Genomic DNA, 1,155 nt, shown 5'->3' with positions numbered 1-1,155 from the left:
CAGGAGTTTCAGGTGGCGGTTGGTGCCCCGCCCAATCAAAAAAGCTTCAACGGCTCTTCCTGAAGTGCCGCCAGCTGCTCGCGCAGCGCCAACACCTGGTCGCCCCAGTAACGTTCGCTGCCGAACCAGGGGAAGCTTCGCGGAAACGCCGGGTCATCCCAGCGGCGCGCCAGCCAGGCGCTGTAGTGCATCAGGCGCAGGGCGCGCAGCGGTTCGATCAGGGCCAATTCGCGCGGGTCGAAATCATGGAACTCCTGGTAGCCATCCATCAATTCCGATAGCTGTCCGAGGCATTCCTGGCGATCCCCGGCGAGCATCATCCACAGATCCTGCACGGCCGGGCCCATGCGGCAATCGTCGAGGTCGACGATATGGAACACCTCATCGCGGCACATCATGTTGCCGGGATGGCAATCACCATGCATACGAATGTTCTGGTGGGGCGTGGCGGCGTAGGCATCTTCGACACGCTTGAGCAGATCCCTGGCCACCGACTCGTAGGCCGGCAGCAGGCTACGGGGGACAAAGCCGCTTTGCAGCACGGTCTCCAGCGAGTCATGGCCGAAATTCTTCACGCCCAGCGCTTCGCGATGGTCGAACGGCCGGGTCGCGCCGATCGCGTGAAGCCTGCCAAGCAGTTGGCCGAGGCGATAAAGCTGGTCGAGATTGCCCGGCTCCGGCGCCCGTCCGCCGCGACGGGGAAACAGGGTGAAACGAAACCCGGCGTGCTCATGCAGGCTGGCGCCGTTATGGATCAGCGGCGCCACCACCGGCACTTCGCAGTCAGCCAGTTCAAAGGTAAAACGGTGTTCTTCCAGGATCGCTTCGTTGGTCCAGCGCTGGGGGCGATAGAACTTGGCGATCAGCGGTTCGGCGTCTTCGATGCCGACCTGATAGACACGGTTTTCGTAGCTGTTGAGCGCCAGCACGCGGGCGTCGCTGAGAAAGCCGATGCTTTCAACGGCATCGAGCACCAGGTCGGGCGTAAGGGTTTCAAACGGATGGGACATGCTGACTCCTGCGCAGCGGCAGGGCTGCCGCGTCCGACCCGGCATGGTAGCGCAGACAGAGGCAGATAGGGGGCTGTGCTGAAGCGATCGCGAGCAGGCTCGCTCCCACAGAGATCGACGGCAACCGAAGATCCACTGTAGGAGC

At 62.9% G+C, this 1,155-nt stretch carries 1 protein-coding gene; it reads right to left on the bottom strand.

Annotated elements, in window-relative coordinates; all coding sequences use genetic code 11:
- Positions 1 to 35: 35 nt before the first annotated feature.
- Positions 36 to 1,010: a serine/threonine protein kinase gene (locus ACE04F_RS27500; protein ID WP_486110691.1), complete on the bottom strand. Its 975-nt coding sequence runs from the start codon at positions 1,008 to 1,010 to the stop codon at positions 36 to 38.
- Positions 1,011 to 1,155 lie beyond the last annotated feature (145 nt).

The sequence above is a fragment of the Pseudomonas sp. AGC41 genome, assembly GCF_057334555.1.
The sequence above is the reverse complement of the archived record's forward strand: the minus strand, read 5'-3'. Positions and strand labels throughout refer to the sequence as shown.

Bases quoted from the DNA above. Each gene is read 5' to 3' on its own strand.
- ACE04F_RS27500 (WP_486110691.1), bottom strand. From the start codon at position 1,010: ATGTCCCATCCGTTTGAAACCCTTACGCCCGACCTGGTGCTCGATGCC.